At 69.8% G+C, this 6826-nt stretch carries 9 protein-coding genes; 7 read left to right on the top strand and 2 right to left on the bottom strand.

Annotated features, from left to right (window positions below; genetic code table 11):
- A partial coding sequence (locus ONA70_RS17970) for an SDR family oxidoreductase (protein ID WP_265007596.1) occupies nt 1–530 on the top strand: 530 nt, incomplete at its 5' end.
- Here the strand turns inward: ONA70_RS17970 and ONA70_RS17965 are convergent.
- On the bottom strand, nt 515–1234 hold the full coding sequence (locus ONA70_RS17965) for a dTMP kinase (RefSeq protein WP_265007595.1): 720 nt from the start codon (nt 1232–1234) through the stop codon (nt 515–517). The genes ONA70_RS17970 and ONA70_RS17965 overlap by 16 nt on opposite strands.
- A gap of 83 nt (nt 1235–1317) precedes the next feature.
- Between ONA70_RS17965 and ONA70_RS17960 the strand changes: the two genes are divergently transcribed.
- From ONA70_RS17960 to ONA70_RS17945, 4 genes are read left to right on the top strand one after another with little or no spacing between them, the layout of a single operon-like run.
- The gene (locus ONA70_RS17960; protein WP_265007594.1) at nt 1318–1968 is read left to right on the top strand and encodes a nucleotidyltransferase family protein; all 651 of its coding nucleotides are present in this window, start codon (nt 1318–1320) and stop codon (nt 1966–1968) included.
- Nucleotides 1969–2024: 56 nt separating this feature from the next.
- Entirely contained in the window at nt 2025–2234 is a 210-nt protein-coding gene (locus tag ONA70_RS17955) for a hypothetical protein (RefSeq protein WP_265007599.1), read from the top strand.
- Nucleotides 2235–2244: 10 nt separating this feature from the next.
- Nucleotides 2245–2976 (top strand): metallophosphoesterase family protein, encoded by a 732-nt coding sequence (locus ONA70_RS17950; RefSeq protein WP_265007598.1) that lies wholly within the window; start codon nt 2245–2247, stop codon nt 2974–2976.
- Nucleotides 2977–3016: 40 nt separating this feature from the next.
- On the top strand, nt 3017–3160 hold the full coding sequence (locus tag ONA70_RS17945; RefSeq protein ID WP_233601029.1) for a GPGG-motif small membrane protein: 144 nt from the start codon (nt 3017–3019) through the stop codon (nt 3158–3160).
- Between the two features lie 161 nt (nt 3161–3321).
- On the opposite strand, the gene ONA70_RS17940 is transcribed toward ONA70_RS17945, so the two are convergent.
- Nucleotides 3322–4101, bottom strand: coding sequence for a peptidoglycan DD-metalloendopeptidase family protein (locus ONA70_RS17940; protein ID WP_265007593.1), 780 nt, complete (start codon nt 4099–4101; stop codon nt 3322–3324).
- Between the two features lie 263 nt (nt 4102–4364).
- On the opposite strand from ONA70_RS17940, the gene ONA70_RS17935 reads away from it, so the two are divergent.
- Together ONA70_RS17935 and ONA70_RS17930 are read left to right on the top strand one after the other, a co-directional pair.
- Entirely contained in the window at nt 4365–5708 is a 1344-nt protein-coding gene (locus ONA70_RS17935; protein WP_265007592.1) for an ABC transporter substrate-binding protein, read from the top strand.
- A 68-nt stretch (nt 5709–5776) separates the two neighbouring features.
- On the top strand, nt 5777–6826 hold the full coding sequence (locus ONA70_RS17930; RefSeq protein ID WP_265007591.1) for a carbohydrate ABC transporter permease: 1050 nt from the start codon (nt 5777–5779) through the stop codon (nt 6824–6826).

Below are 6826 nucleotides of genomic sequence, written 5' to 3'. Positions count from 1 at the left end.
TGCTGGAGCCGGCCGGGGCGGCGCGGGCGGTCGAGGCGGCCACCGCCGAGCCGGCGGCCCCGCTGCGCGCGGTGGTCAACCTGGTCGGCGGGTACGCCAGCGGCGGGCTGGTGCACGAGACCCCGGTCGAGGAGTTCGACCGGATGCTGCGGATCAACCTGCGCCCGACGTACCTGGTCACCCAGGCGGCGTTGCCGCACCTGGTGGCGGCCGGCGGCGGCGCGGTGGTCTGCGTCTCGGCCCGCGCGGCGGTGGCCCCCTTCCCCGGCGCGGCCGGCTACGCCACGGCCAAGGCGGCGGTGCTCGCCTTCGCCAACGCGGTCGCGGTGGAGTACCGCCAGCGCGGGGTGCGGTGCAACACGGTGCTGCCCAGCGTCATCGACACCCCGGCCAACCGGGCCGCCCAGCCGGAGGCCGACCACCGACGCTGGGTCCCGCCCGCCGAGATCGCCGGGGTGATCCGCTTCCTGGCCTCCGACGAGTCCGCTCCGACCAGTGGGGCGAGCATCCCGGTCTACGGGCGGGCCTGAGCCGGCACCGGACCGTCCCGCCCCGAACCGCCGGCGGGTGGCCGGGTGCCGCCGGGCGACGCCGACGGATCCCCGGGCAGCCACTCGCCGAGGTGGGCGCGGATCCGGCGGGCCACCTCCTCGGGGGAGCCGTTCGCGTCGACCACCACGAAGCCGGCGTACTCCGGGAGCGCCCGGTACGCGGTCGCGGCGGCGGTGAGCCACCGCATGCTCTCGTGATCGGTGCCGCGCCGCTCGATCCGCCGGTACGCCTCGGCCGGGTCGACGGTGAGCAGGAAGGTGACCTGGGGGGCGGGAAAGACCCGGTAACCGGCCCGGGCCAGCCGCTCCCAGCGTTGTCCGCCATGCGCTCGGATGCTGGCGTACTGGCAGGCGGCGTAGCGGTCCATCACCGCGGTGCGGCCGGTGACCAGGCAGGTCAGCAGCGCCAGGGCGATGGCGAGCCAGCGGAGCACCGACTCGACCGCGAGCAGCCCGTCCCGGCCGACCAGGCGTTGGGCGTCCCGGCGCCCGAGCCGGTGGGCCACGCGGCCCAGCCAGCGCCGGCCGCCGGCGTTGCGGTGGTAGGTGGCGGGGTGGCCCGCGGCGGTGAGCGCCTCGGCGAGCCGGTGAGCCTGGGTGGTCTTGCCCGATCCGTCGATGCCGATCAGGGCGACGGCACGCAGTCGGGCCCCGCCGCGCCGCACCCGCAGTGACCTGGCCACCTGCCCGAGGCTAGCCGACCGACGCTCTTCCCCGGCGTTTTGTCCATATCTGCTCCGTTGCCACCGGAGCACGGCGACAACAGGTGTGGCCGACCGGTTCGCCGGGTACGCAACTTCATTCCCACCGCCACTCACGACGACGGGAGAACCAGATGGCCGAGCGCGGGGACGAGACCCTGGTGCACACCCTGAAGAAGGTCGCCGCCGTGCTCAAGCAGTCCGAGATCCCCTTCGCGCTCGGCGGCAGCTTCGCCGTGTACGCCCACGGCGGCCACTCGAGCGAACACGACGTGGACTTCCTGATCCGCGAGCAGGACGTCGACCGGGCGCTGGAGGCGCTGGTCGAGGCCGGCTTCACCGCCGAGCGCCCGCCGGAGGACTGGCTGGTCAAGGTCTACGACGAGGGCCGGATGGTGGACCTGATCCACCGGCCGATCGAGACCCCGGTGACCGAGGAGACGTTCGCCGACACCATCGTCCGGCCGGTCGACGCGATCCACATGCCGGTGCTCTCGGCCAGCCAGCTCATGGTGCACAAGCTGCTCAGCTTCTCCCAGCACTACTGCGACTTCGCCCGCGCCCTGCCGCTGGCCCGCTCGCTGCGGGAACAGATCGACTGGGAACGGGTACGGAAGGAGACGCAGCACTCGCCGTACGCCGAGGCGTTCCTGGTGCTGCTCGACCGGCTGGACGTGCTGCCCGGCGGCGCGTCCGGAGGAAGGGAGATCCCGTGACCGGACAGCCCGGCGACCCGCCGCCCGACGAATACGTGGAGGCGGAGATCCAGAGCATGCTGGCCGAGGACCCGTCCGTCGCCGAACAGGGCATCACCGTGGTCTGCCGCGAGCGCGGCCTGGTGCTCTACGGCGAGGTGGAGAGCCCGCACCGGCGGGAGCAGATCCTGCGCCGGGTGGCCGAGCGGTTCCCGGACGTGCCGATCACCAGCGACATCGGGGTGACCCGCACCCAACCGCCCAGCCAGGTCGAGGAGCTGCCGTGAGGGGGGTTCCATCGTGATCCGGATCGCCGCCGTCGGCGATGTGCACCTGGACGAGGACGTGGTCGGCCGGTTCCGGCCGGCGCTGGAGGAACTGCCGGACTGCGCGGACGTGCTGCTGCTCGCCGGCGACCTGACCCGGCACGGCACCGAGGCCGAGGCCCGCTGCGTCGCGCAGGAGTTCGGCAACCTCGGGGTGCCGGTGATCACCGTGCTGGGCAACCACGACCACCAGTGCGACCAGGTGCCGCAGGTGGTCAAGGTGCTGGAGGACGTGGGGATCACCGTCCTGGAGGGGGACGGGATCGTGTTGGAGTGCGCCGGGGGCCGGCTCGGTGTGGCCGGGGTGAAGGGCTTCGGCGGTGGTTTCGCCGGCCGGTGCGCCAGCGACTTCGGCGAGCCGGAGATGAAGGCGTTCGTCCACACCACCGAGGAGAGCGCGGACGCGCTCGGCGCGGCGCTGCGCAGGCTGGAGTGCGACCTGCTGGTCGCGCTGACCCACTACTCCCCCGTGCCGGACACGCTCGCCGGCGAGCCGCTGGAGATCTACCCGTTCCTCGGCTGCTACCAGCTCGGGCAGGCGATCGACTCGGCCCCCACCGCGCTGGCCCTGCACGGGCACGCGCACCACGGGACCGAGCGGGGCACCACCCCGGGTGGGGTCCGGGTCCGCAACGTCGCCCACCCCGTCATCAAGCAGGCGTACAGCATCTTCCATGTTGGTGATCAGCTCGACCGGTCATGAGGTTTGCCGTCCGCGCACGGCGGGAATTGATGACCGCATGTTGAGCTTGCTTCTCTGGATTCTCGCAGTCGTACTGGTGGTCGCCGGCATTCTCGCGCTCTTCCGCCGGCAGATCCTGTGGGGCATCGTCCTCATCATCATCGGGCTGCTGGTCGGCCCGGGCGGCGTCAGCATCTTCACCTGATCCGCTTACGTCCCGATCCCAACCCCAGTCCCTCTACCCCTTGCCCCTCCGACCCGCCGGGGTCGTCGAGCCCGGAGCTCCGTCCTCCAGATCGGAGCATCCGGGCCCGACGACCCCGGCGTTTTCGCCGGTGCGGCGCCCGGAACCGCGCGCCCCGTTGGTCAGCAGCGCGGCACGCCGGGGATGTAGCCGTCGTAGCCGGTGTAGACGTACGCGTCGGAGACGTACTGCCCGGTGCCGATCCGGTCCCAGATCGAGCTGGTGCCGTACGTGCCGGTGACCGTGGTGCCGGTGGTCTGGCAGTAGATGGTGACCTTCGCGCCGTCGGCGACCGAGCCGACCGCGGTGTAGCCGGTGCCGGGGCCGGAGCGGACGGTCAGGCTCGCGCCGGAGGTGGTGTTGACCGTGCCCACCCCATAGTTCGTGCCGGAGCAGCCGTTGTCGCTGGTGTAGGTCTTGGTGCCCCAGTAGTAGGCGAGGGCGCCGTTGAACCGGACCTGGATGTCGCTGCCGTTGAGCCGCTGCTCGTAGTGCAGGTGCGGGCCGGTGGAACCGCCGGTGCTGCCGACGTACCCGATCACCTTGCCGTAGCCGACGGTCTGCCCGACCGAGACGTTGAAGCCGCTCAGGTGCGCGTAGTACGTGGTGTAGCCGTTGCCGTGGTCGATCCGGACGTACTTGCCGTAGCTGGTGCCGCCCAGGTCGGTCACCCGGTCCACCGTGCCGGGCGCGCTGGCCACCACCGGGTCACCGAGGTCGTCGGTGCGGTTGAAGTCGATGGCGTAGGCCGGGCTGTGGTCGGACCTGGTCTGCCCCGACCAGGACTGGTTGCACGGGAACGGGACTTTGAAGGTCGGAGCCGCCATGGCCGGGGTCGCCGGCACCAGGATCGCCGCGACGACCGCGCCCACGGCCGCGAGGCTGAGCCACCGCTTTCGCATCCACTTCCTCCAATGTTGAAAGTTTTCGATTCCGTGCGCACAGCGTGACAGAAAGTTCCATCGATGGGAAGGGGGCCTCTCGGGGGTGGGACCAGCTGCGGATGGGAGCGTACCCACGGCCGATGAGCGGGTTTCGGGATTGTTACCGGGCCGTGTCCGATAGGGGGTGGACCGGCAAAGATGCAAGCGCTTACATGTGTGGACGACCCATCGGACCGGCGCGGGTTCGACTCCCCCACGCGCCGGCTAGGAAGGAGATCGGCATGGCGTTTGCCAGATCACGCCAGGCTCTCGCGATCGCCGGCGTTCTGGGGCTGGCGCTCGGCGTCACCGCCTGCGGCACCGGCAATGACAAGAAGAGCAGCAAGGCGAGCTCCCCCGAGTGCGCCGCATACGAGAAGTACCAGGGCCACGACGGCAAGAAGGTCACGATCTACTCGTCCATCCGGGACATCGAGGCCGACCGCCTGGCGCAGTCCTGGAAGCAGTTCGAGGACTGCACCGGCATCAAGATCGACCACGAGGGCTCTCCTGAGTTCGAGGCCCAGCTGCCCGTCCGGGTGGACGGCGGCAACGCTCCCGACCTGGCCTTCATCCCCCAGCCGGGGCTGCTCAAGCGGTTCGTCGACGCGGGCAAGCTCAAGCCGGTCGGCGCGGACACCAAGGCCATGGCGGAGGCCAACTACTCCCCCGACTGGCTGAAGTACAGCACTGTGGACGGCAAGTTCTACGGCGCCCCGCTGGGCTCCAACGTGAAGTCCTTCGTGTGGTACTCGCCGAAGATGTTCAAGGACAAGGGCTGGACCATCCCGACCACCTGGGACGAGCTCATCAAGCTGAGCGACACCATCGCGGCGACCGGCATGAAGCCGTGGTGTGCCGGCATCGAGTCCGGTGACGCCACCGGCTGGCCGGCCACCGACTGGATCGAGGACCTCATGCTGCGCATGACGTCGCCCGAGGTCTACGACCAGTGGACCACCCACGGCATCCCGTTCAACGACCCACAGGTCGCCGGGGCGGTCGACAAGGCCGGCATGATCCTCAAGAACGAGAAGTACGTCAACGGCGGCTTCGGCAACGTGAAGAGCATCGCCACCACCGCGTTCGGCGAGGCCGGTCTGCCCATCACCAAGGGCAAGTGCGCCCTGCACCGGCAGGCGTCCTTCTACGCCAACCAGTGGCCGAAGGGCACCAAGGTCGCCGAGGACGGTGACGTGTTCGCGTTCTACTTCCCGGCGGTCGACCCGGCCAAGGGCAAGCCGGTGCTGGGCGGCGGCGAGTTCGTCGCGGCCTTCGCCGACCGGCCCGAGGTCCAGGCGGTGCAGACCTACCTGGCCTCCGGCGAGTACGCCAACAGCCGCGCCAAGATCGGCGACTGGGTGTCGGCGAACAAGAAGCTCGACCTGAACAACGTCCCCAACCCGGTGGACAAGCTCTCCGTCCAGATCCTGCAGGACCCGAAGACCGTCTTCCGCTTCGACGGCTCGGACCTGATGCCGGCCGCGGTCGGCGCGGGCACCTTCTGGAAGGGCATGGTGTCCTGGATCAACGGCAAGGACACCGCCACGGTCCTCAACGGCATCGAGAGCAGCTGGCCGAAGTGATCTGAGTCGGTGGTCCGGTCCGTGCCCGCGGGCCGGACCACCGCTCGATCCAACCCCTGGGAGGGTCGATGGAGTTCGACTTCGCGGAGGAACAGCCGAAGTTCCTCATGCTGATGTACGGGCTGATCGCTTTCGTCGCGGTGGTGGGCGGCCTGCTCCTGCTCCTCGACGTGGTGCCGGCCTGGTTCGCCCGCCGCCGGGAGGCCCAGCTGGTCGCCGCCGCGACGAGCGGCGCCCCACTGCCCCGCCGGCGGAAACCACGGGAAGGGCTGTTCGCACTCTTCTTCCTGCTGCCGACGCTGCTGTTCCTCGTCGTCGGGCTGGTGGTGCCGGCGATCCGTACCACGCTGCTCTCCTTGATGGATTCGGGCAGCACCAACTGGGTGGGTCTGCGCAACTACGGCTGGCTGTTCTCGGAGGACTCGATCGTCCGGGTACTGATCAACACCCTGATCTGGGTCCTGCTGGTGCCGCTGGTCGCCACCGCGTTCGGCCTGATCTACGCCGTCCTGGTGGACCGGGCCCGGCTCGAGGCGCTCGCCAAATCCCTGATCTTCCTGCCGATGGCCATCTCGTTCGTCGGCGCCAGCATCATCTGGAAGTTCGTCTACGCCTACCGGGGCGACGGGCAGGAGCAGATCGGTCTGCTCAACCAGATCGTGGTCAGCCTCGGCGGCGAGCCGAAGCAGTGGCTGCTCGATTCGCCGCTGAACACCTTCCTGCTCATCGTGATCATGATCTGGATCCAGGCCGGCTTCGCGATGGTGGTGCTGTCGGCCGCGATCAAGGCGATCCCGGCGGACATCGTGGAGGCGGCCCGGCTGGACGGGGTGAGCCCGTGGCAGATGTTCTGGCAGATCACCATGCCGAGCATCCGGCCGGCGCTGATCGTGGTGGTGGTGACGCTCTCCATCGGCACGCTCAAGGTCTTCGACATCGTCCGGACCGCCACCAACGGCAACTACGACACCAGCGTGATCGCGAGCGAGATGTACAACCAGGCGTTCCGGTACGGCGAGAACGGGCAGGGGTCCGCCCTGGCGGTCTTCCTCTTCGTCCTGGTCATCCCGATCGTGATCTACCAGATCCGCAACCTGCGTCAGCAGCGGGAGGGCTGA

Origin of the sequence: Micromonospora yasonensis (assembly GCF_026013475.1) — a bacterium.
Lineage (GTDB): Bacteria > Actinomycetota > Actinomycetes > Mycobacteriales > Micromonosporaceae > Micromonospora > Micromonospora yasonensis.
This window is presented reverse-complemented; position numbering and strand designations above follow the sequence as displayed.